Raw genomic sequence first — 23460 nt, 5'->3', positions numbered from 1 at the left:
TGACTTTGTTATTTTAAATTAGTCTTAATTATGTGTTTAATTACTTTAAATTCTATATTTTTGCACCGTTATTATATTTTATCAGAATGGCATTAGTTAGTGATTTGACCACCAAAATATTATTTGAAACCGAAAAAGGATACAGTTATCAATGTGATTTGACGAATAGTATAATCATCAATTTTGTTGATACGGTGTCAAGTTATAAAATTCATGATTTTTTGATTTTTCAAAGAAAGGTTAATAGCGTTGACATTCTTAATATGCTTTATGACTTATCTGATCAGTCAGACGCGCAGTTGATTGAAACTACCAAAAGAAATTTTTCCAGAAATCTTACGATCTGCGAAATAGTACAGTTAAGAGATTTATTAAACGGAACAAAATTTACCCTCACTTTACATTCTATGCTTTGTAATACGGTTAACGTAGAGCTTATTTAGATTCTTACTTAGATTAAATCCAAATTTTCAGGCATTTAGGGCTGCCTCCTTTAATTTTAGTAATTTTACACATACTAAAAATTAAAGGTTATGAAAGATTTACTAAGAACAAGTACTTCATTAGTTGAAGGAATAGAAAATATATTGAACTTACAGGCAAAAATAGAAAGCGACGCTTCTAATAAATATTTAGCTATGGCTGCATGGTTAGATAGAAATGGTTATGCAAATACAGCATCGTATTTGTATAAGCAGGCTGAAGAAGAAAGAGAGCATTTTCTAAAAGTTTTCAAATATATTACAGATATGGGAGGGATTGCAGTTACGCCATCTGTTTCAGAAGTGCAGCAAGAATTTGCTTCTTTTAGAGAAGTGTTTGAAATTGCTTTGCAAAACGAAATTGCAGTTACTCAGGCAATCAATAGAGTAATTGCAAAGTGTAGAGCCGAAAATGATTATGCTACAGAAAATTTTATGATGTGGTATGTGGCTGAGCAAAGAGAAGAAGAGAAAAACGCAAGAAGAGCTTTAGAGCTTTTTGAATTAATCAACGGAAACGAAGCTGACGGTAAATTTCAATTAGATCTTCAGATTTCAAAAATTGGATAATAAACGGTTATAAAATAAAAAAGCCCTTAATAACAATTAAGGGCTTTTTTATTTTTATGATTTTAAAAATGAATTAATATCCGAGAAGTATTTTTCTCTCGCATCAAGCCATCCGTAATGTTTAGAATGTTCTAATAAAATGAGCTTAGAATTTGGAAAAGTTTGATGTGCCAATTCTCCAATTTCATTACTGATAATATCTTCTTTTCCCTGAATAATTAAAACTGGATTTTTGAAGTTTTTTAGCTTGTCTTTGCAATCAAAATTCATTTTCTGCATATCAGACCATAATAAGCCATTTATTGTCGAATTTCCCTGCGTTAATCTTTCGGCAATTATCGGAACAAATTTTCGATCGTAAACATAAGCCGGAGCCATTGCTTTTCCGCGTCCAAGTCTTGCTTTGTAAGATGTGTCGCCTTTGTCAATTTTATCGTTCCAGTAATTCAGAGAATCTTTTTCTGCTTTACTTAAACCGGCTTCAATCAAATTCGGACTTTTTAATAAAGTTAAATCTACGCCGCCAGATGATGATAAAATCAATTTATCGATACTGTTTGGATAAACCGTCGCATAATAAGAACCTAACATTCCGCCGAAAGAATGCCCAAGAATATTCCATTTTTTAATTTTAAGATGCTTTCTTAATGACTCAATATCATCAGCCATTATTTTCATCGAAATACTTTTAGAATCCAATTTTAAAAGGTTCGATTTTCCGGTTCCTCTTTGATCGTAAATAATCGTTTGCTGATTTTCACCCAAAGTTTTCGCCATATCTTCAAAACCATTGCTGTTCATTCCCGGACCGCCGTTTATAATTAAAAGCGGTTCGCCTTTTCCGAAAGTTTTGTAATAGGTTTTACTTCCGTCATTATTCACAGCATAGCCTTCTGTCTGGGCAAAAATGTTCCCCAAAAACAATAAAAATCCAAGTAGAAAAATCTTTTTCATCGTGAATTAAGAATTCATCAACGTTTCGATTTCATCAACTTCAACCGGAATATTGCGCATTAAGTTAAAAGGTTCTCCTTTTTCCTGAACCACTACATTATCTTCCAAGCGAATTCCGAATTTCTCGTCCGGAATATAAATTCCAGGTTCAACCGTAAATACCATATTCGCTTTCATTTGTTCGTGAAGCAAACCGTAATCATGCGTGTCAAGTCCTAAATGGTGAGAAGTTCCGTGCATGAAATATTTTTTGTAAGCCGGCCATTCTGGATTTTCGTTCTGAACATCGGCTTTAGAAATTAAACCTAAACCAATTAATTCCGAAGTCATGATTTTGCCCACTTCAACATGGTATTGTTTCCAAAGTGTTCCTGGAGTCAGCATTTTTGTAGCTTCATTTTTAACTCTTAGAACAGCATTGTAAACTGCTTTTTGACGATCAGAAAAACGTCCCGAAACTGGAATCGTTCTTGTCATATCGCTTGAATAATTTGCATATTCTGCCGCAACGTCTAATAAAATTAAATCCCCGGTTTTACATTGCTGATTGTTTTCGATATAATGTAAAACATTTGCATTGTTTCCAGAAGCAATAATTGGCGTGTAAGCAAAACCTTTTGAACGGTTACGGATAAATTCGTGAGCTAATTCAGCTTCGATTTCATATTCAGTAACATTTGGTTTTACAAACGAAAGCAATCTACGGAAACCTTTCTCTGTAATATCACAAGCCTGCTGAATCAAATCGATTTCTTCGCTTTCTTTTACAGAACGAATGCGCTGCAAAATTGGGTTGCTTTTCGCAACATTGTGTGCAGGGTAACGCTCTTTCCACCATTTTACAAAACGAGCTTCGCGAGTTTCTACTTCAACAGTTGCGCGGTAATGTTCGTTTGTATTAATATACATTGTATCGGCGTACGTCATCATTTCGTTCAAAACTTTATGAAAATCCTGTAACCAATAAACCGTTCTAATTCCAGAAACCTTAAAAGCACGTTCTTTCGTTAGTTTTTCACCTTCCCAAACTGCGATATGATCGTTAGTTTCTCTTAAAAAAAGAATTTCTCTTTGGCTTTCATATGGCGCATCCGGAAACAAAAGCAAAACACTTTCTTCCTGATCTACACCGCTCAGATAAAAAATGTCTCTGTGTTGTGCAAAGGGCAAAGTGCTGTCTGCACTAATTGGGTAAATGTCATTTGAATTGAAAACGGCAACCGAATTAGGTTTCATTTCTGCCGTGAATTTTTTGCGGTTTTTTACAAAAAGAGCGCTGTTTATTTGATGATATTTCATAATAACTTAGTTTTTGAACTTCGAATTTCAAAATTAGTGATTTTTGAATAAGTGGCGTATAATTGATTTATTAAAGTTTTCTTATTTGTTTTGGTTCTAATTTTTCAGGGTTTATTTAACCGCAAAGAGCGCAAAGATTTACGCAATGTTTTCTCAATATTGTCATTTCGTGGAACGAGAAATCTTCGCTAGTAACTGTACAAAGATTGACGGATTGTAATTTTTTAATTCTGCATATTTTGTATATTGTAATAATTTCAAATCATACTAAAAATGAATGAACTATTAATTCAAAATAAAGGTATAAGAACCGAGCAATACTATATACCGCCTTTTGAGTTGAGAAAAGGAGATTTAGTTATTATTTATTTAGAAGGCGGATCTCATTTTGATGATCTGAAAACACAGCTAGTAGATATTTTTACAGGGAAAGAACACCATGAAAATGTAAAAATAATAGAACCTTTAACTTTCGCAGAACAATTTAAAGAATCGACTTTTAAAAGAATATTCAATCCTGCTACGGTGGGCAGTTATTTAAAAAGAAATGCAGATGTAAATAATCCAATGGTATCTAAAATTTTCGAAATAGATACTTTTACTAAAAAAGACAAGGTAAAAAATCTTGATACAAGCGAAAAAAAGAGGCTTTCGTTAAGTGCCGCTTTTTCAAAAAATAAAAATATAGTTTTTGATTTGAGAGGAGAATCAGCTATGCATTTTTCTAAAACATATGAGTTTGTTAAAGACGAAATTAAAAACGAAGGAGCTGCCATTTTAATCGACTGGTCAGATGATTTGAAAAATGACTGCTCGAAATTTATAGCTATTGAATGGCTGGTAGATATTGATGAACGAATAAAGATTGCTAATGGAAGTGTAAGTCTTTCTAAAATGTATTAAAAATAATTCATAATCGCTGTCAATTTTGATTTTGTTTACAAAATGGAATGCAAATTCAAGAGAGTATTTTTAGTTTTTAAATTCTAAACAATGAAATTAAGTACAGATATTAAATATTTAACCGTTAAGCAAAGCACCATTTTTTTATTGGTTTCACTTTTTCTTGTTTGGATATGGATGTTTATTACCACAAAATATGATAGAGGAGACGATCGTGGATTGATGACTATTTTTGGTATAATATTCATATTGTGTTTTATCGTCGTAAATTTTTTTGCAAAAGATAAACGAGGGCAATTTTTAGCAACATTGTTTTATCTTTTTTTAGGAAGTATTGTTGTTTTTATAGCTACGATGACAATTGGACTTTTGATTTCTGCAATTGTAAAATGGAGTTGGGCCGGTTTTATAATTCCACTAATTGGAACAGGGGGGGTGTTGTTTTTTATTTTTAGACGACTGTTTTCTTTTCCAGATAATTTTGTTGCTTTTTGGGTATTATTTTCTCTTCCAATTTTAACAGTCATAACTCTAAAATTACTGCCTTTTAATGATAGTGTTTCTAAGTATGAATTAGGAATAGGTTTTCCAATTTCAGTATATCTTAGTTTTGTCTTTGTTACAATTGCAATTCTTTGTAGAGAAAATCAAAAAACAGCAGAAAATGATTTGTAGGTTTAGAAAAAAAATAGAGATTTATTAGGTTGTGATGAATAATGAAAAAATAAAAATATTGAGAGAAAAAATCCCAGTGCCTTTAAATACAGCATTGGAACTGCTTAAAAAGAACAATCATAATATTGAGTTGTGTGAACAAGAATTTCATGATAGTAATATTTTAAGAATTTGTGATAAAGCTGAATGCGATTATGAAACCGCAAAAGATAATTATCAAATTTGCAATTATGATATAACAAAAGCCGTTGAAAGAATTAATCAGAAACAAGTAATAATTGCAACTGGAAAAGCAGCGTATTCAAAAATTGGCTTTATTTTATGGTCCGAAAATGCTAATGGAGAATTTTATAAAACAGCTAAAAGAAATGATGTGTTTATTCAAACAGAGGATTTTGATATTGTTTTAGAAAAATTCCAATCGGTTTTTCCTTTAAAAAACCCATGGAATGATACGATCGAGAATAAATTTGATGTTTTGGGACATAACTTTTTTGACAATAAAACCTGCGTGCAAATTGTGAAAACAATAAACCAAATCCAAAGCGATGATGAGCAAATTCAAAGTTTTTTGACAGAACTAACCAATTGGTTAAATGGTAAATTGACTTATGCTGATTATATTGTAGTTTATGGTAATCTATAATTAGAAATGGGAACGGAAATTCAAATCAGGAAAATAGAAAAACAAGATCTAGACTTTATTTACAAAGCAATCTGCGAACTCGAAAATGAAACCTTAAATTTTAAAGTTTTCAAGGAAATTTTCAATGAAAACATTTCAAACCCCAAAAATCTATATCTAATTGCCGAAAACGAAAATGAAGGTTTAGGGTTTATCAGTTTTCATACTCAAAATCTTCTCCATCATTGCGGATTGGTTGGCGAGATTCAGGAGTTTTTTATTCATCAAAAATGCCGCGGTCAAGGCGTTGGATGTTTATTAATCAGTGAGATTAAGAATTTTGCAGATCAAAATAATTTAAAAAATATTGAAGTCACAACAAACCGCAAAAGAGTAGAAAACGTTGCGATTTATGAGAATCTGGGTTTTACTTTAAGTCATAATAAGTTTACGATTTATAAGTAATTAAATATTTCAATAGCCCCCAGTTTTAACTGGGGGAATCATTGAGACAAAAGAGAAGGCTTTAGCCTAAATATTTATTTTTTGGCTAAAGCCATTTATATTGAACTTTTTTAATCTCCAGCTAAAGCTGGAGGCAATTTAATTTATGTGTGACGACCTTTGTCAAAGTTTTAAACTTTGACAAAGTTTTTTTGCGCAAAGCTCGTCATCCTGGACGAAGTCGAAGGATAAGCAAGTAACTCCGCTTGCAAAATCGACAATCTTTGTAGAGCTGCTAACGTGTCCTTCGACTTCGTCCAGGATGTCAAACTTTGTGGTATAAAAACAAAAAACCGAAGCAAAGCTTCGGTTTTTATTGGAATTTGGAATTTCTTTATTGGAATTTTTTAATCTACCCATTTATAATAACGAGCCCCAATCAAAACAGGAATCTCTTTTTCAATTCGATCCAAAACCCATTCGTTTTTAGGAGTTCTTATGCTTTGTTTTTGTTCTTTTTTATGAAGACTTTCATAAGTATTGAAATCAATTTCTATGCTTTCGGCTAAATTTTCAAAAAGTTTTACGTTTTCTAAAGCCGATTTCCATTCTGTCTGAATCGTTCCTTCAAAAACTTTCGATTTTGATCCGCTTCCGTAAGCCAGGAATCCGAATTTAGTTCCTGAAATTGCTGCATTAGTATCATAAAAATGAGCTAAAGTCGATAATAATCCCATGAAAATAGAACCGGTGTAAAGGTTTCCAATTAATGACGAAGCTAATTCTGCAGGCTGTAATTTCTCAGTTACAAATTTTCTGTAATCATCAGATTTTGCAACTTCCTTAAGTTTTGTCTGATAATCTGCAGGCGCAATATCATCGGTAATAATTTTTTCGGCACTGTCTAAAGCATAAATTTCAGATAACATTCTTCTTCCTTGGAAAGAATATGGTAGATGCATCACGATACTGTGCCAAGTGTTATAAAGAGTTTCGGTAGTATTTTTTAATTTCTTGAATGAAAAGTAAGCATTACGGGTACGATCCATATAACATTGATTCGAATATTGACCGTCAAAAACCGGCTGGTCTTTATGAATTTCGATTTCGGCTTCTAAATTGTCAAACCAAGAATCGTTGTTTTCATTTTTTGTAATGTCTTCTTTAGGAATAGTTCTGTACGGTTTAAAGAAATCAAAAACACCTTTTGTGCTCGTTGCCCAATCGTTATCAAAAGCAATAATTTTTGGGTTTGAAGTTATCAGGATGGCAACAGCGCCGGCACCTTGGGTATATTCTCCACCCGAATTTAAATCATATTTTGCAAAATCGGTTGTTACTACAATTGCTTTTTTAGCGGGATTTAATTTTACAAAGTCAAGACAGTTTTGCAAAGCATCAACGCCGCCAATACAGGCAAAAGTAAAATCTACAACATCGCATTCTGCTAAAGCATCTTCGCCAAATTTTTGCTCCATTAAATTAATTAAATAAGAAGCAATTGGTTTTGAGCTGTCGATTCCGCTTTCGGTGCCAACATAAATTCGGCTTATTTCGTTTAGGTTGATTTTATTGTTAGTGATTAGTTTCGTTAAAGCATTTGCTCCAAAAACAACCGCATCCTGATGAGCATCTGGAAATGTCATTTTAAGCAATCCAAGACCTTTTTCTAATTTTTCCGGCTCAATATTTCTGGCAACAGCCAAAGTTTTTATGGGTAAATGTATGTTTGCAACATCAAAAGAGATGGCATCAATTCCTGTTTTCATTCTTATTTTTTTGAGCCGCTAAAGGTAAAACTATGTTATGGAATGACAATTTTTTGCTTAGATAAAATTATGTACAGCTGGTACTTTTGAAGAAAACAAATCAAAACTTTGAATAAAATATCAATATGATAATTTTTAAGAATCTTATAAGTATTGAAATTAGTCTGAAATCGCTCTAAAGCAGTTTTTTAAACTTTTTTATACTAAATTATTTATTATTAAAAATAAATTTATACGTAAAAATACGTATACGTAGCCTATTTTAAAATCATTATAAATAACAACGAAATGGTTGTAGTTCTTTGTTAATTGAGTTATTTTTGTCTAATTTTTTAAAACAAACTACTTAAACACTTATGGCACAATCTGCACTATTGAATGCTTCCATCTTAAAGAAAGTAGCTATGGCTCTTTCGGGAATATTCTTAATCACGTTTTTAGCGCTGCATGTTTCCTTAAATTTTATTTCTATTATTAGTGAGGATGTATTCAACGAAGTTTCTCATTTTATGGGTTACAATCCGCTGATACAATATGTAATGCAGCCAGTTTTGGCATTCGGGGTAATTTTACATTTCGTAATGGGATTTGTACTTACTGCTCAAAACAGCGCTGCAAGACCAATTGCATATGCAAAATACAACGGAGCAGCAAATGCTTCTTGGAGTTCTAGAAATATGATTATTTCTGGATTGGTTATTTTGGCTTTCTTAGGATTGCATTTTTATGATTTCTGGTTTCCTGAACTTGGCTATAAATATATAGCAGGGACAGCTCCAGATGCTACAAGGTATTATGGAGAGTTAGTTCATAAATTTCATAGTCCGGTACGTACAGGATTGTACTGTGTATCTTTTATCCTTTTAGGATTTCACTTATGGCACGGATTTGCATCTTCTCTTCAATCAATGGGAATGCACAACAAATATTCTCGATTCTTAAGCAAAGTGGGTTTATGGTTTGCAGTTGTAGTGCCGGCCGCTTTCGTAATTATCGCATTATTTCATCATTTCAATAATTAATATCAATTATAATGGCATTAGATTCAAAAATTCCAAATGGTCCTATAGCGGATAAATGGACAAATTATAAAGATCATATTAATTTAGTAAACCCTGCTAACAAACGTAATCTAGATATTATCGTAGTTGGTACTGGTTTAGCTGGAGGTTCTGCTGCGGCTACTTTAGCTGAGTTAGGGTATAACGTAAAAGCATTTTGTTTTCAGGATTCACCTCGTCGTGCGCACTCTATTGCTGCACAAGGAGGTATCAATGCTGCAAAAAATTATAAAGGTGATGGTGACTCGGTTTACAGATTGTTCTACGATACTGTAAAAGGAGGTGACTACCGTGCACGTGAGGCAAACGTTCACCGTTTGGCTGAAGTTTCGGCTAATATTATTGACCAGTGTGTGGCTCAAGGGGTACCATTGGCTCGTGAATATGGCGGACTTTTAGATAACCGTTCTTTTGGAGGAACTTTGGTTTCTCGTACATTTTACGCACAAGGGCAAACTGGACAGCAATTATTGTTAGGAGCTTATTCTGCAATGAACCGTCAGATTGGTCGTGGAAAAATTAAAATGTACAACCGTCACGAAATGCTTGACATTGTAATCGTGAACGGAAAAGCGAGAGGTATTATCGCTCGTAACTTAATCACTGGAGAAATAGAAAGACATTCTGCTCACGCGGTAGTAGTTGGTTCTGGAGGATACGGAAACGTATTTTTCCTTTCAACAAATGCTATGGGAAGTAACGCAACAGCAGCTTGGAAAATTCATAAAAAAGGAGCGTTTTTCGCAAATCCTTGCTATACACAAATTCACCCAACATGTATTCCGGTTTCAGGAGATCATCAGTCAAAACTGACTTTGATGTCTGAATCTTTACGTAATGACGGTCGTATTTGGGTTCCTGCAAAATTAGAAGATGCTCAGGCAATTCGTGAAGGAAAGAAAAAAGCAACAGACTTATCTGAAGAAGAAAGAGATTATTTCTTAGAAAGAAGATACCCTGCGTTTGGTAACTTAGTTCCTCGTGACGTTGCATCTCGTGCGGCTAAAGAAAGATGTGATGCTGGTTTTGGAGTTAACAAAACGGGTGAAGCAGTTTACTTAGACTTCGCAGCAGCAATTAAACGTTACGGAACTGAAGATGCTTACGTAAAAGGTTTAGATGATAAAGATGCTGCTTTGGTAACTAAATTAGGAGCTGCGATAGTGAAAAGTAAATACGGAAACTTATTCCAGATGTATTACAAAATCGTTGACGAAGATCCTTATACAACACCAATGATGATTTACCCAGCAGTTCACTACACAATGGGTGGAACTTGGGTTGATTATAACTTAATGACTACAATTCCTGGATGTTTCTCAATTGGAGAATCTAACTTCTCTGATCACGGAGCAAACAGACTTGGAGCTTCTGCTTTAATGCAAGGTTTAGCTGATGGATATTTCGTATTACCATATACTATTGGAGATTATTTAGCTCCGGATATTAAAATGGGAGAAATTTCTACAGACTTACCAGAATTCGTTGAAGCTGAAAAAGCGGTTGTTGATCAAATTAATAAATTTATCAATAATAACGGAACTCATTCTGTAGATTATTTCCACAAAAAATTAGGTAAAATTATGTGGGATAAAGTAGGTATGGCTCGTAATGCTAAAGGTTTAACTGAAGCTATCGAAGAAATTGCTGCTTTACGTGAAGAGTTTTATAAAGATGTAAAAGTTCCTGGAAGTGCTTACGAATTTAATCAGGAATTAGAAAAAGCAACTCGTGTTGCCGATTTCTTAGAATTAGGAGAATTGTTCGCGAAAGATGCTTTACACCGTAACGAATCTTGTGGTGGTCACTTCCGTGAGGAATACCAAACAGAAGAAGGTGAAGCACTTCGTGATGATGATAACTTTGCATACGTTGCAGCTTGGGAATACAAAGGAAAACCAAGTGACGCCGTATTACACAAAGAACCTCTTAATTACGAAAACATTAAATTAGTTCAAAGAAGTTATAAATAAGAATTTGGTCGAAAGCCCAAAGTCTTAAAGTCAAAAGGCAAAATGTGCCAAGCGACTTTCGACTTTCGACTTTATGACTTTCAAACGAAAAAGGTATGAAACTTACATTAAAAATATGGCGTCAAAAAAACGCTCAAGATAAAGGAGGGATTGTAGAATATCCTATTGATGGAATTGAACCAGATATGTCTTTCCTTGAAATGCTTGATGTTCTTAACGAACAATTAATCAATAGAGGAGAAGAGCCAGTAGCATTTGACCACGATTGTCGTGAAGGAATCTGCGGAATGTGTTCTTTATTCATCAACGGTGAAGCACACGGACCAGACAGAGGTGTTACAACTTGTCAGTTACACATGCGTATGTTTAAAGATGGTGACACGATTTTTATCGAGCCGTTTAGAGCAAAAGCTTTCCCTGTAATTAAAGATTTAGTGGTTGACAGAAGTTCTTTTGACAGAATTCAACATGCAGGAGGATTTATCTCTGTAAATACTTCAGGAAATACAATTGATGCCAATACAATTCCAATCAACAAACACGATGCAGATAAATCATTTGATGCAGCAGCTTGTATTGGTTGCGGTGCTTGTGTAGCAACTTGTAAAAACTCTTCAGCAATGTTATTCGTTTCTGCAAAAGTTTCTCAATATGCATTATTACCACAAGGTAAAGTTGAAGCAGTTGACCGTGTGTTAAACATGGTTCACCAAATGGATTTAGAAGGTTTCGGAAACTGTACCAATACAGGGGCTTGCGAAATCGAATGTCCAAAAGGAATTTCGCTTGAAAATATCGCACGTATGAACCGTGAGTATTTAGCAGCAAGCTTGAAAGGATAAGGGAATACAACAATTTAGTATATTTAAAAAACGCATTCATTAATTTGAATGCGTTTTTTTTGTACTACATTTATTCCGTAAATAATAACCAAAAAACAGAATCATTTAATGAAAAGAATTTTACTATTTGTAATGCTGATTTTCAGCGTTAAAAATTATTCTCAGGTTTCGGTTTCTCCTTCTGATAGAGGAGCAAACGAAAAATTTGAAAAAGGAGAGTTAGAAAAGTTTAAGGCTACAACTACAATTTTTGTACTGCCTCAAATAAATCAAAAAGAAGATTACGAAAAAATTTTAAAAGAAGTCTGGACCGTAACTCCTTACAAATTAGTTGAGTTTAAAGATTTTAATATAACAGGTTATGCAGACGATGCATATTCATTTGCAGAGCTTTTTGGAGATATAAGGGTAACAGGAAAAGGTACTGTTTATGTTCATACTAACTTTGGAATACAACTTTTAAATCAGGAAAAATTTGAGAAAGGTTTTGCAAAGCTTAAATCAGATGATAAAAAGTATAGCAGAAAACTGAAAAGTCTTTTTAATGAAAATTTATCTTTTGTAGCAAGAGCCCCGCTTTCTGTTAATTCTAAATTTTTAGCAGATGCGATGGTAGCAAGATCTGATGAAAAGGCTGGTGTTCTTTATGATAGAATGTATACCGAAAAATCTTTTACAAATACCAATTTAGGAATGCTGAAAAACTATTTTCAGCAAATAAATAAAATTCTTAGTAAAGGCGAAAATGTCGGACTTTATGACGATTTTGTTACTCCCGAAATTAAAAATCTAAAAGAAAATACGCTGTATATTCCTGAAGCTTATAAACTGGAGTTTAGTCCTTGGAGAATATCAGAAAAGCTGAGAGACGAAAAAGACCTTAACGAACTTTTAGAAGATTATAAGTATAAGTATGAATTTATAAAAGATGAGGATTTAGAAAAGAAAATCTTAAATAATGAAGAGATTTATTATTTAAGATATGTAAGCATGAATGCAAATAAATATTTGCAGGTTGTTAATGCTAAAACAGGCGATCCGGTATATTATTTTTATGGAGTGGCAAGTTATAATTTAAAGGATAATGACTTTGAAAAAATTAGCAAAGCCATTAGCGGTAAATAATTTTTTAAAATAAAAGAAGAACGCATTCATTAATTTGAATGCGTTTTTTTATTTCATTAGAAATAGTGATGTATAATTAAAACGTTCAAAATAAATTTGATTCCATTATAACAACTGTTCTTAAGCAGTAAAAGGGACAAATATGTTTACGATCAATATGCCTTTTTTTACTAATGATAATTATTTGTATTATCAATTACTATTTACATGTATTTTGTTTCTGCTGTTGTTTTTTATTGGCGGTTTTTCAGAATCTTTTGTAATTGAATATGGTTCTTATGTGTACGCCGGAAGCATTATTATAAGCTTTTTGATTTCATTTTTCATCGATCACTACTGGCAGTTTTTATTGCATTGGTTTTTGCTGTCAATAGTTCAGTTTCTTTTTTGGGCCGTGCTGATGTTTATTTGCGGACATTATGGAAAACCTCATAACGGAGACGGCTGGATAATACTATTGCTTCCGGGTTATTTTTTACCATTTTTAATATTTGTTTCTGTCTTAATAAAAGCTCTGAAAATTTTAATCCAGAAATTTTAGCAGATAGATATCTTGCTTTTATGAAATTGAAATTATGAAATCACTATAAATAGTGATGTGGTTTAAAAGGAGAGGTGATACATTTGATTTTTATATAATAAATTTAAAAATGTACAGAGTTAGCCAAATTATAGTTTCTTTATTGCTAATCATTAGTTTGTTTTCATGTTCTCAGGATGAAAACAATAAAGAAAATACAGAGAAAGTAAGCATTAGTAAAAAATGGATTGTGCAAAATTCAACAGAATTCGAATCGGTTGAATTTGATGAAAATGGAAATTATATCATTATAAAAAATGGAAACAGTAAGTTTTCAAAAAAGAATGCCGAAATTATTGTCTTTGGTACTTATGAAGTTTTAGATACTGATATTTTATTACTTTCTAATTTTGGTTCTATGAAAGTAGACGACAGTGATCCTAATAATATTACGTTTTCAATTAAATACGAAGGATCTGATACGTATACTTATCAATTAAAAGTTACAAAAGCAGCTGAGTTTACCAGTACGCCCAAAACAGATTTGTTATGCGATAATACCTGGAAACGTATCAAAAAAGAAGAGATCAAGGATACTGTCAGTTTGGTAAATTTCTCGAAAGCAGGAACATGTTTTACAAATTTCAGCATTACTTCTCAAAGCTCAATGGAGTTCGGTAAATGGCAATGGAAGGACGCTTCCGAAACTAAAATAATTATTACCCAAATGAAATACCCGCTTTGGGTTTTGGATAAAGATGGTGAAGTAGAATTTGAAATAAGCAGTTTAAGCAGTACAAAACTTGAAATGAAAGAAGTTTTTGATGGTAAAACTTATGATGTTGCTTTTGATGTTTTTAAGTGAAAAAGTGAATAGTAAAAAGTGAATAGTAAAAAGTGAATAGTTAAGATTAATAAATAAATAGTAGAAAGTAAAACGCATTCATTTGGTTAGTGAATGCGTTTTTTAAGTTTTATTCATAAAACAATTGCGATTCGCTTATTTCTTGTTTTTCTTTTCCTTCCTGCTGAATGAAACAAGTTAAAGTAGTTCCTCCAATTTGGTCAAAATAACTAATGTTTATTTTATGAAATCCTTTTTCGAGTTTAACTACGCCATATACTTCATTGAGCCAATGAATGCCGTCGTTGTTTACAACTAATTCATTATCGATAAAAAGCTTCGATCCGTCATCTGAAAGGGTTGAAATTGTATAATTTCCTGTTTCTGGAATAAAGATGTATCCGTCAAATTTTAAGCCGATATAACGCTCTAATTTCGTTTTCCATTTTTCACTGCTTATTTTGCCTTCAAAAATGCCAGAGTTAACAGGTTTTGCCAATTCTAAATCCTGAACCTGCTGAAATAATGTTCCGGTAAAATAATCGAATTTTAAACCCTTTTTTATTGGCTTTACCGCTAAAGCCTGTTTTAAATCCGGATTTTTAACCAATATTTTACTGATCGAACTTTTTTTGCCGCTTGGACTAATTTGAACTATTTTTATAATTCGGAACTCTCCTTTTGGAATATTTATCGTTACGGGTTTAGTATAAAGTTCTGCTGTTTCATCCGGATTATAACCATCAATAGTATAGAAAATCTGCCCGTTTTTAATTGTTGGTTTTAAGTCCAGAATATATTTTGATGCAATTAATGCCGTTTCTTCAGCGCCAAAAGGAATTGGAACTTTATACATTCTTTTTTGTGCTTCCAGTTTTTCTAAATGATGCGGAATTCGATTCAAAATAAAACTGTTGTAGTTTTTGTTTTGCGGTTCAGTCCACGCAATTTCTGCCAAAGCAAATACACGTGGATAAATCATATAATTTAATTTCGCAGGACTTGTCAAATATTCAGACCAAAGATTAGACTGCACACCCATAATATATTTTTGTTCTTCTACTGTTAAGCTGTCTACAGGAGTTGGGTTGTAATTGTATATTTTTTCAACTGTTGTTAATCTTCCAATTGTTAAAGGTTCCTGAGGAGAATAACCCTGATTATAATCCAAATAAAGAACTTGCTCCGGATTCATGATTACAAAATGTTTTTGTTTCGCCGCGCTGATTCCGCCAGATTCGCCTCGCCATGACATCACGGCTGCATTTGGTGCCAGTCCGCCTTCGAGCATTTCATCCCAGCCTAAAATTTGCCTCCCATTTGCGTTTAGGAATTTCTCGATTCGGGTTGTGAGGTAACTTTGTAATTCATGTTCGTTTTTCAAATCTAAAGCTGCAATTCGCTTTTGGCAGTTTGGACATTCTTTCCATCTTGTTTTCGGGCATTCGTCTCCGCCAATGTGAATATATTTACTTGGAAATAGTGCCATAACTTCGGTTAGAACATCTTCTAAAAAAGTAAAAGTTTCTTCTTTTCCGGCACAAAAAATATCTTCAAAAACACCCCAGGATTCCACCACTTTATATTGACGATCGGGAAAACAGGATAAATTTGGATAAGCAGTTACCGCTGCCGTTGCGTGACCCGGCATTTCGATTTCGGGAATAATATTGACATAATGGTCTTCGGCAAATTTTACAACATCCTTAATTTCTTCCTGAGTATAAAAACCACCGTACGGATTTCCGTCAAAAAAATAGGGGAATCTTTCGAATTTATTACCCACTAAAGTCTGTGCTCTTTTAGAACCTACTTCGGTTAATTTTGGATATTTTTTTATCTCGATTCTCCAGCCTTGATCATCGGTTAAATGCCAATGGAAATTATTTAATTTATAATATGACATTTGTGCGATAAAATCTTTTATAACATCAACAGAAAAAAAGTGACGGCAGACATCGAGGTGAAGCCCGCGGTACCCGTATCGGGGCTGGTCTTCGATAGTAACGCAAGGTAATTTTACTTCCTGATTTTTGGGTTCATTAGGCAAAAGCTGTAATAAACTCTGAACGGCATAAAATAATCCTTCTTCACTTCCGGTAACGGTTATTTTTTTGGAAGTGATATCGATTTTATAGGCTTCTTTTTTTAAAGATGAAGCTGGTTTTTCTGCAATAAACAAAACTTCAATATTGCTTTTTTTATTTGATGTATTTGAGTTTACAGCCGACTCAAAAATCTGTGCTGTTTTCAATTCTTTTGCACTGTATTTGTTTTTATCAAATGAAATTTTAATTTTCCCGCTGATGCGAATGCTGTCTCCGGTTGTTTTATAAAAATTTGGAGCAGGAATAATCGAAATATTATCTGAAGTACTTTGCGCATTTCCGAAAGAAAAACAGAAAATCAAAAAGAGAAGTATACTTTTTTGCATGGTTACTTTTTTGTTTTGTTCAACAAATTTAAGGTTTGTAAATTAGTTTGCATTTTTTTTGCAAAAGGTATTTGTGTTTAAATGTCTTTAGAATAGTGTAATTAACTTTTTAATTACGTTGTGTTATAATTTGTTTCGCAAGAATATTGCATTTATTGTTTACATTTGTCCTTACAAAAAACGAATTTGCATGAATAATGATAATGAAGTGGTTAATTACACTAAAGAAGAACGTAAAAATCTTATTTTAAAAGAGATTAACTTGCATACTCGTGTAAGTTTTGAAACCCTTTCGACTAAATTATTTGTTTCAGAAGATACTGTAAGACGTGATATAAATGAACTTGAGTCAGAATCTTTATTGATTAAAGTAAAAGGCGGTGCGATGACAAAAGCGTACCATCATTCTTCATCAAATCAAACTTATGCAGGCGAATCTAAACAGATTATTGCGCAAAAAACTTTAGGTTTACTTCATGACGGAATGGTTTTACTAATTGGAGGCGGTACTACAATTAGAGAATTCATTCGCTTAATTCCTAATGATTTAAGTCTGACTATTTTTACGGTTACCGTTTTATCTGCGGTTGAACTTTTGGATAAACCCAACGTTAAAATTATCATGATTGGCGGCAGCATTTCTTCATACAGCCAAATGTGTGTGAGCGGCGATGTTTATAATCAATTGGCTAATATTAAAGTCGATTTATTAATATTAGGAACCAATGCTTTAGATATCGAAGGCGGTTTTTCAGATTCTGACTGGGAAACGGTTCAGGTAAAAAAAGCAATGATTCAGGCTTCAGAAAAAACAGCGATTCTTACGATTTCTGAAAAACTGGATACGGTTCTAAAAATGAAAATTGCCAACTTATCTGAGGTAGATTATGTTGTTACGGAAGTTGATCCAAGCGACGAAAAGTTACAATCGTATAAGAAGGCAGTTCCTAGTTTAGTTTTTATTTAATCCCAATTCTTCATTAAAAAGTTGATCCAGTTCTGGTGAAAGATTTTATCTAAATCTTCATCAGAATATCCATTGTTTTTAAAAATCAAAACCAATTTTTGTAAATCGGCAATGGTATTTAAATCATACGGAGATTGCTCTGTGCCAAAAGCGCCATCCAAATCTGAACCTACACCAATGTGATTCGCATTTCCGGCCAATTGGCAAATGTGATCCATGTGTTTGAAAACGGTTTCTAAATTGCAATTCATTTCTAAAGGCATCGAAACACCTCTTTGCCAATTCGGAACTAACATCCACGCATCTAGAGCACCTCCAATAACCGCTTCTCTCGAAATTAAAGCTTTAATCATTTCATCGCTATACTGACGATTATGGTCAACTAAACTTCGGCAATTGTTATGACTTGCCCAAACCGGTCCGTTATAATGGTCTAAAGCCTGCCAAAAAGCATCATCGCACAAATGGGTTGCATCTAAAATAATATTCAAACGTTCCATTTCTTTTAATAAATCAAGACCGTTTTGATTCATTTTTCCGGTTGCATCTGTTCCGTTTGCGTAACGTCCGGGACCATAATGTGCGGGACCAATCGCTCGTAATCCGTAATTATATGCTTTTTCTAAATAAGAAATATCAATTATAGAATCAGCGCCTTCTAAACTCAAAATATACCCGATCGGTTTTTTATCGTTTGGAGTTCCGTCGTTCCATAAATCAATTTGTTTCTGGAGCGATTTTTTATCTGTAATCTGGGTTATTTCTCCGGCTTCTTCCATGGTTTTGTACCAAGTCAATTGTCCTTGTGTTTGTGCCCATGCCTGCTCAGGAGAATTCCAACCCGGAATAATACTGCCGGGTTTTACAAATCTTGCAATTTGCGTTGCCACAACAATTCCGATATTTCCGCGTCGCAAATCAGGAAACGATACTGTGGCACGTTCACGATCTGGTTTATCGGTCATTCCTTTTTCTAAATGACGCAAAGTAGGAACATCATTCCTCAAATCACGATTCCATTCCATCGCATTCATGCTCAGGTCTAAATGGGCGTCTATTATAAACATAGTATTTCGACTTAAATTTTTATATACTAATTTCTCTGCTTCGGGCGGCAACCTTCCATTGATCGCAAATTTGATGTCCTTTATTTATAACCTGAACAGAATCATAAAGTGCGCAAGTAGGACAGACATGATAAGGAAGCGCATAAACGGTATCGCCAATTTTATACTCGTTTTTTCCTTGGTTCTCTAAAATCAAATGTTCTTCAGAATGCGATGTCGGGATTAGATTTTCATCATTTAAAATCACTAATCGCTTATCAATTGGGTTTTCTGAAGCAACAGCTTTGTAGCCAATATCAATACAAAGTGTTGAATTTGTTGGTTTTGAAATTATGGTTCCAACGATAACCAAAGCAGGTTTGAATTTTTGTTCGGGCAAATGAATCTGATAATTGGAATCCCAAAAAACAAAGGTTCCCGGACTGCATTCTACATTTTCCTGTGTGGCATAAAATGGAAAAGTGTTAGAACCTCCGGCAACAATTTTTAAAGGATAACCTAGTTTTTGTTCCATCGCTTCTGTTTTTTCTTTTATATCAGAAAATGAGTTTGAAGCGGTATTGATTCGTTCTTCAACAGTTCCTTTTAAATGACCGTCGTAAATATGAATGCCTTCAAAATGAAGGTTTTTTAATTTAACAATTTTATCTGCTAAAGCAGTCCAATCTTCTGAAATGGAAAATCCGGTTCTGTTCATTCCGGTATTTAAATCCAGATAAATATGAAGTTTTAAACTGTTTTCTTTAGCAATTTCATTTAAGGCTTTCGCCGATTCAAGATTGTCTGTAATTGTCGAAAAATTGACGTTTGGATATTTTTGAATTAACGAAATCCATCTTTCTTTTTTAATTCCAACAGGCTGATAGGCAAGAAGAACGTCTGGAATTTCGTGTATTGCGGCAAGTTCAGCTTCGGCAATTGTGGCGCATTTTATTTTTTTGATGTTGTAAATTTTAAACAACTCCAGAATTTCGCCAATTTTATGTGTTTTTATATGAGGCCTTAATTTTTGCGTATCGCCATTTACGGAACCAATAAGGCGTTCCAGATTAAACCGGATACGATCTTCGTAAACGGCTAAAAATGGCGTATCAATATTGATATCAGACTTTATTTTCCACCAATTTTCCTGCATAATTTAGTTTCTTGTTTTTTCTACAACTTCAATTAAATTTTGAAATGCCTGCAATGCCTGCTCATAATTTAAATTCAAAAGCATTTCTTTTGAAAACAAATTAGAACCAATTCCAACGCATACAACTCCAGATTTAAACCACGATTTTAAATTGCTTTCTTCGAGCGTTACACCTCCGGTTGGCATTATTTTTAAACCTGGGAAAGGCGCTCTTATGGCTTTTACATATCCGGGACCGCCAATTTTATCAGCCGGAAAGAGTTTTACAACTTCGGCACCTAATTTATTGGCGTGTAGTATTTCGTTTAAAGTAGCAGCCCCGGGAATCCAGTAAATATTATTTTTAAGACAGTAAGCTCCAATTTCCGGATCGGTATGCGGACAAACGATACAATCGGCTCCTAATTTATGATAGGTTTCGGCATCCTCAAGAGTCAAAATAGAGCCAACCGCTATTTTAACATCTAAATTGTTTGCTTTTTTAAAGGCCGTCATTTGACTAAAAACTTCTTTTGCATCATCTGCACGAGCAGCAAACTCGATAATTTTTATGCCAGCATCAGCCGCTGATTGCAATACGATTTGGGCTGTTTCAATGTTGATTTGGGTTACTAACGGAAGTACACCTTGCGTTTTTAAAATGCTGTACATATTCTTTATTTATCTATTAATTCTATTACTTGAGCCGTTTTTAATAAAATGACTTATTTCGTTGAGATTGCTTATCGCGAAATCTCCGTGAATACTTTGTTTGATTACGCCGCAGGCTGTTGCCCAATGGATACATTCCTGCCCGGATAATTTGTTGGATAATCCGTATAATAATCCGGCGTTGAAAGCATCTCCAGAACCAATTTGGTCTGTTACAACATGTATTTTATGTTCTGGCGTTTGGTAAAAATTACCTTCATGCATCAATAAACCTTTGTATAAATGCGCCGGACCATCTGATTTTCTAAAACTCATGGCGAGTGTTTTTAGAAAAGGCATTTTTAATTTTAATAATTCGAATGTTTTTTGAAAACGATTTTCATCAGATTCTTTGCTATCGGTTTTGATTCCGAAATAAATTTCAATCGCATCTAAGTCGGCAACGGTTATGGTACTGTATTGTAATAAATCGGGCATAATTTCAGATGGATGTTTTCCGTACTGCCATAATTTTGATCTGTAATTAAAATCAGAAGAAATTGGCAAGCCTTTTTTATGCGCTTTCAGGATAGCTTCTTTACAAGCCAAACCAGCTTCATGCGAAACTCCCGGACTTATTCCTGACCAATGAAAATGCGTCACATTTTCTAAAACTTCATCCCAATTAATTTGATCTTTTTGAATTGTTGCGAAAGACGAATTGCTTCGGTCATAAATAACCTGAGATTGTCTGATTTGATTTCCGGATTCGACAAAATATAAGCCCAAACGTTCTCCGCCATAAACACATTTTGAAGTATTTACTTTGTATTTCTGAAGTTCATTTAAAGCCAGTTGTGCCAAATCATTTTTGGGCAATCGGGTAATATAATCAGTTTGGATTCCGAGTTGCGAAAGTAAAACACAAACATTGGCTTCGGCACCGCCCACATGAATCTTTATTTCATCTGCTTGTGTAAATCGGTTTCCATTGGTAACATTCATCCGAAGTAATAATTCTCCAAATGTTGCTATTCTTGTTTGTGGGATATTTATATTCATGTTTATTTTTTTTTAGCCACAGATTATATAGATTAAAAGGATTTTTTTAGCCACGAATTACACGAATTTTCACGAATTAATTTTTTTACTTCAAGCATATAAAAATTAATGCAAATTCGTGTAATTCGTGACGAAAAAAATTAAGCATCATCCAAAAAATAATCCTTTTAATCTATATAATCTGTGGCTTTTATCTTTTTTATATAACCACAGACTTACGACTAAAGTATTTTCTTAACCAATTCAGATTGCTCTTTAATCTTTATCGTCTGTGGCCTTTTTGATTTAAAATAATTCGAAAACAGCTTCAACTTCAACAGGAATATTGTCTGGCAAAGAACCCATCCCTACGGCACTTCTTACACCAATTCCATTTTCCTGTCCCCAAACTTCAGCAAACAATTCGCTGCAGCCGTTTATTACATATGGATGTCTTAGAAAATCGCCGTTGCAATTCACCATTCCTAAAACTTTTATAACTCTTTTTACTTTATTCAGGCTCCCAAAATTGGTTACAATTGTCGAAAGCATCGTTAAGCCGACTTGTCTTGCGGCCAGTTTTCCTTCTTCGATATCCATGTCATCGCCAATTCGACCAATGATTAAGGATTTATCATCGCGAACAGGGCCGTGACCGGAAAGATACAAGTATTTTCCGTCGACTAAATAAGGTTTATATATACCAAGAGGTTGAGGTGCTGGCGGTAAAGATAGGCCAAGAGTTTCAAATTTTTCCTGAGGCAATAAATTCATGATATTAATGTATTATAGAGTTTAAAATAAAAACGAAAACAATTCCTAAAACAGATACTAAAGATTCCATAACAGTCCAAGATTTGAACGTGTCTTTCAGGCTGATATTAAAATATTCTTTGAACATCCAAAAACTGGGATCGTTTACATGCGAGCACATTAAGCTTCCCGCTCCAACAGATAAAACTAATAGATTGGGGTCGAGGCCAGTAGTTTGTAATAAAGGTAATAAAACACTCGCAGTCATTAATCCTGCAGCGGTTGCAGAACCTACACAAACGCGAATAATCGCTGCCATCATCCAGGCCAATAAATACGGATGAATGTTTATTTGTGTTAACGCTGTAACAATAGTTTCGTTTACACCGCTTACAATCATAACTTCTTTCAAACCTCCGGCACCGCCTACGATTAAAACAATCAATGCGACATCTTTTATAGCAGCGGCATAATCATCCATTACTGAGGTGATACTTCGGTTCATTCTAATTCCTAAAGTGTAGGTGCAGAGCAATAAAGAAATAAGCATAATCATACTTGGTTCTCCTACTGTTTTGCAAATTTCAATCAACGTTTCATTGGTTGAAATTAAAGGTAATATCGAAGTTATGGTCAAACCAAAAACAGGAAATAAAGCCGAGAATAAACTAAGCGAGAAACTCGGAAGTTTGCCTTGGTTTACTACTTCTTCGACATTTAAGATTTCATGATCAGATTCGGTTTTGATGTTTTTAAGCAGATTAGAAAATAATAGTCCGGCAATAAAAATAGTCGGAATTGCAATTATAATTCCGTAGACTAAAACAAGTCCAATATCAGCATTTAGAATACTGCTCAAAGCCATTGGAGACGGATGTGGGGGCAAAAAACCGTGTGCTACTGAAAGCGACGCCAGCATTGGAATTCCCAGATATACTTTTGACAGTTTAAATTGATGGGCTACTGAAAAGATTAGAGGTACTAACAAAACAAATCCAACACTATAAAATAGAGGTATCCCAACAATAAATCCGGTAATCATTAAGCCGAGTCGAACGTATTTTCTGCCCGTCCATCCCATAACTGTTTTGGCAATAACATTGGCGGCTCCTGATGAAACGGTAAGTTTACCAATACAGGTTCCAAAAACAATAATCAGCGTAATAGATCCTAACATTTCGCCCAAACCTTTTTGAACGGTTTGCGACAAAGTGCTTATTGGCAGGCCTAAAAATAGACCTGCTAATAAAGCTGTTATGATAAAGGCAATAAACGGATTGATTTTAAGCCAAGCTATTTGTATGATTAAAAACGCAATGCATGTCGTAAGAATTAAAATGCTCATTT

General features: G+C 33.8%; 23 protein-coding genes. 13 read left to right on the top strand and 10 right to left on the bottom strand.

Features of this window, described 5'->3' with window-relative positions:
• The first annotated feature begins 86 nt into the window (after nucleotides 1–86).
• A complete protein-coding gene (locus ASD98_RS21575; protein WP_056208671.1) occupies nucleotides 87–443 on the top strand; it encodes a hypothetical protein in 357 nt (118 codons plus the stop codon).
• A gap of 90 nt (nucleotides 444–533) precedes the next feature.
• Nucleotides 534–1052, top strand: a complete 519-nt coding sequence (locus ASD98_RS21570) for a ferritin (RefSeq protein WP_056208670.1) — start codon at nucleotides 534–536, stop codon at nucleotides 1050–1052.
• Between the two features lie 54 nt (nucleotides 1053–1106).
• Here ASD98_RS21570 and ASD98_RS21565 read toward each other — a convergent pair whose 3' ends face one another.
• Nucleotides 1107–2006, bottom strand: coding sequence for an alpha/beta fold hydrolase (locus ASD98_RS21565; protein WP_056208666.1), 900 nt, complete (start codon nucleotides 2004–2006; stop codon nucleotides 1107–1109).
• 6 nt (nucleotides 2007–2012) lie between these two features.
• A complete protein-coding gene (locus ASD98_RS21560; RefSeq protein ID WP_056208663.1) occupies nucleotides 2013–3305 on the bottom strand; it encodes an aminopeptidase P family protein in 1293 nt (430 codons plus the stop codon).
• Nucleotides 3306–3578: 273 nt separating this feature from the next.
• Here ASD98_RS21560 and ASD98_RS21555 point away from each other — a divergent pair, with 273 nt between their 5' ends.
• The 4 genes from ASD98_RS21555 (at nucleotide 3579) to ASD98_RS21540 (ending at nucleotide 5973) form a co-directional block, all read left to right on the top strand.
• Nucleotides 3579–4208 carry a hypothetical protein gene (locus tag ASD98_RS21555; protein ID WP_056208660.1) on the top strand — a complete coding sequence of 210 codons (630 nt, stop codon included), beginning with the start codon at nucleotides 3579–3581 and terminating at the stop codon, nucleotides 4206–4208.
• A gap of 90 nt (nucleotides 4209–4298) precedes the next feature.
• Complete coding sequence (locus ASD98_RS21550) at nucleotides 4299–4883, top strand: hypothetical protein (protein ID WP_056208657.1); 585 nt, start codon at nucleotides 4299–4301, stop codon at nucleotides 4881–4883.
• 58 nt (nucleotides 4884–4941) lie between these two features.
• The gene (locus ASD98_RS21545; RefSeq protein ID WP_128414870.1) at nucleotides 4942–5529 is read left to right on the top strand and encodes a hypothetical protein; all 588 of its coding nucleotides are present in this window, start codon (nucleotides 4942–4944) and stop codon (nucleotides 5527–5529) included.
• A gap of 6 nt (nucleotides 5530–5535) precedes the next feature.
• Complete coding sequence (locus ASD98_RS21540; protein WP_056208650.1) at nucleotides 5536–5973, top strand: GNAT family N-acetyltransferase; 438 nt, start codon at nucleotides 5536–5538, stop codon at nucleotides 5971–5973.
• 386 nt (nucleotides 5974–6359) lie between these two features.
• On the opposite strand, the gene ASD98_RS21530 is transcribed toward ASD98_RS21540, so the two are convergent.
• Nucleotides 6360–7721 (bottom strand): hydroxymethylglutaryl-CoA synthase family protein, encoded by a 1362-nt coding sequence (locus ASD98_RS21530; protein WP_056208644.1) that lies wholly within the window; start codon nucleotides 7719–7721, stop codon nucleotides 6360–6362.
• Between the two features lie 356 nt (nucleotides 7722–8077).
• Here ASD98_RS21530 and ASD98_RS21525 point away from each other — a divergent pair, with 356 nt between their 5' ends.
• The 6 genes from ASD98_RS21525 to ASD98_RS21500 all read left to right on the top strand — a co-directional run bounded on the left by ASD98_RS21525 (nucleotide 8078) and on the right by ASD98_RS21500 (nucleotide 14107).
• A complete protein-coding gene (locus ASD98_RS21525; protein ID WP_056208641.1) occupies nucleotides 8078–8743 on the top strand; it encodes a succinate dehydrogenase cytochrome b subunit in 666 nt (221 codons plus the stop codon).
• Between the two features lie 11 nt (nucleotides 8744–8754).
• Nucleotides 8755–10755, top strand: coding sequence for a fumarate reductase/succinate dehydrogenase flavoprotein subunit (locus ASD98_RS21520; protein WP_056208639.1), 2001 nt, complete (start codon nucleotides 8755–8757; stop codon nucleotides 10753–10755).
• A 95-nt stretch (nucleotides 10756–10850) separates the two neighbouring features.
• Entirely contained in the window at nucleotides 10851–11597 is a 747-nt protein-coding gene (locus ASD98_RS21515) for a succinate dehydrogenase/fumarate reductase iron-sulfur subunit (RefSeq protein ID WP_053473331.1), read from the top strand.
• A 108-nt stretch (nucleotides 11598–11705) separates the two neighbouring features.
• Nucleotides 11706–12722 (top strand): hypothetical protein, encoded by a 1017-nt coding sequence (locus ASD98_RS21510; protein ID WP_128414869.1) that lies wholly within the window; start codon nucleotides 11706–11708, stop codon nucleotides 12720–12722.
• A 142-nt stretch (nucleotides 12723–12864) separates the two neighbouring features.
• Nucleotides 12865–13263, top strand: a complete 399-nt coding sequence (locus ASD98_RS21505; protein WP_128414868.1) for a hypothetical protein — start codon at nucleotides 12865–12867, stop codon at nucleotides 13261–13263.
• A 109-nt stretch (nucleotides 13264–13372) separates the two neighbouring features.
• Nucleotides 13373–14107, top strand: coding sequence for a hypothetical protein (locus ASD98_RS21500; protein WP_128414867.1), 735 nt, complete (start codon nucleotides 13373–13375; stop codon nucleotides 14105–14107).
• Nucleotides 14108–14216: 109 nt separating this feature from the next.
• Here ASD98_RS21500 and ASD98_RS21495 read toward each other — a convergent pair whose 3' ends face one another.
• Nucleotides 14217–16520: a family 20 glycosylhydrolase gene (locus tag ASD98_RS21495; protein ID WP_056208629.1), complete on the bottom strand. Its 2304-nt coding sequence runs from the start codon at nucleotides 16518–16520 to the stop codon at nucleotides 14217–14219.
• A gap of 190 nt (nucleotides 16521–16710) precedes the next feature.
• On the opposite strand from ASD98_RS21495, the gene ASD98_RS21490 reads away from it, so the two are divergent.
• On the top strand, nucleotides 16711–17487 hold the full coding sequence (locus tag ASD98_RS21490) for a DeoR/GlpR family DNA-binding transcription regulator (protein ID WP_056208626.1): 777 nt from the start codon (nucleotides 16711–16713) through the stop codon (nucleotides 17485–17487).
• On the opposite strand, the gene ASD98_RS21485 is transcribed toward ASD98_RS21490, so the two are convergent.
• The 6 genes from ASD98_RS21485 to ASD98_RS21460 form a co-directional block, all read right to left on the bottom strand.
• On the bottom strand, nucleotides 17484–18554 hold the full coding sequence (locus ASD98_RS21485) for a dipeptidase (RefSeq protein WP_056208978.1): 1071 nt from the start codon (nucleotides 18552–18554) through the stop codon (nucleotides 17484–17486). The genes ASD98_RS21490 and ASD98_RS21485 overlap by 4 nt on opposite strands.
• A gap of 19 nt (nucleotides 18555–18573) precedes the next feature.
• Nucleotides 18574–19689, bottom strand: a complete 1116-nt coding sequence (locus ASD98_RS21480; protein WP_056208623.1) for a D-TA family PLP-dependent enzyme — start codon at nucleotides 19687–19689, stop codon at nucleotides 18574–18576.
• 3 nt (nucleotides 19690–19692) lie between these two features.
• The gene (locus ASD98_RS21475) at nucleotides 19693–20340 is read right to left on the bottom strand and encodes a bifunctional 4-hydroxy-2-oxoglutarate aldolase/2-dehydro-3-deoxy-phosphogluconate aldolase (RefSeq protein WP_056208621.1); all 648 of its coding nucleotides are present in this window, start codon (nucleotides 20338–20340) and stop codon (nucleotides 19693–19695) included.
• Between the two features lie 9 nt (nucleotides 20341–20349).
• Nucleotides 20350–21381: a sugar kinase gene (locus ASD98_RS21470; RefSeq protein ID WP_056208618.1), complete on the bottom strand. Its 1032-nt coding sequence runs from the start codon at nucleotides 21379–21381 to the stop codon at nucleotides 20350–20352.
• 285 nt (nucleotides 21382–21666) lie between these two features.
• Nucleotides 21667–22134, bottom strand: a complete 468-nt coding sequence (locus ASD98_RS21465) for a RidA family protein (protein ID WP_053473321.1) — start codon at nucleotides 22132–22134, stop codon at nucleotides 21667–21669.
• Between the two features lie 4 nt (nucleotides 22135–22138).
• The gene (locus tag ASD98_RS21460; protein ID WP_056208614.1) at nucleotides 22139–23458 is read right to left on the bottom strand and encodes a GntP family permease; all 1320 of its coding nucleotides are present in this window, start codon (nucleotides 23456–23458) and stop codon (nucleotides 22139–22141) included.
• Between the last annotated feature and the right edge of the window lie 2 nt (nucleotides 23459–23460).

The sequence above is a fragment of the Flavobacterium sp. Root186 genome (genome assembly GCF_001428525.1).
Taxonomy (GTDB): Bacteria; Bacteroidota; Bacteroidia; order Flavobacteriales; family Flavobacteriaceae; genus Flavobacterium.
The sequence above is the reverse complement of the archived record's forward strand: the minus strand, read 5'-3'. Positions and strand labels throughout refer to the sequence as shown.